General features: G+C 60.3%; 1 pseudogene. It reads left to right on the forward strand.

Annotated features, from left to right (window positions below):
* Nucleotides 1-547 (forward strand): annotated as a pseudogene (locus tag T260_RS0119820) (UPF0236 family transposase-like protein); the annotation flags it as partial.

Genomic DNA, 547 nt, shown 5'->3' on the forward strand with positions numbered 1-547 from the left:
GCTGTTTGGAGAAGTGACGTTTCGACGGAACTACTACTATGATCGGCAGGCGGGGGCGTATACCTTCTTGCTGGATGCCGAACTGGGCTCTGATGGAGCGCAATCGATCAGCCCTTGCCTCGAGGAAACGGCGGTCGAGTTGGCCGTAGAGTGCTCTTCCTACCGCAAAGCGGCTCGCATGCTGGAGTCGATCGTGGGGTATGCGGTCATGAGCCACGAGGCGATTCGCCAACTGGTGCTGGAGGCCCCTGTCTCGCTGCACCACCCTGTTTCCAAACGGCACGGCCGGGTGCTGTTTGTGGAGGCGGAAGGACTCTGTTTCCCGCCAGGGGAAAGGGAAACGGGCGAAAGAAGAGAAAATCCTGGCGGTTCATGAGGGATGGAGACGAAGCGGTTCGCAGCTCGAGCTCGTGAACCGGCGCTGCTGCCTCCATGAAGGGGCGGGGGACGTGTGGGAACGGTTTGAGGAGTGGCTGATGAAGGAATATGCCTATGATCCGTGCCGAGACCTGTTGGTCCTCAACGGCGACGCGGCGTCGTGGATCAC

This window comes from Geobacillus thermopakistaniensis, assembly GCF_000498995.1.
Classification (GTDB): domain Bacteria; phylum Bacillota; class Bacilli; order Bacillales; family Anoxybacillaceae; genus Geobacillus; species Geobacillus thermoleovorans.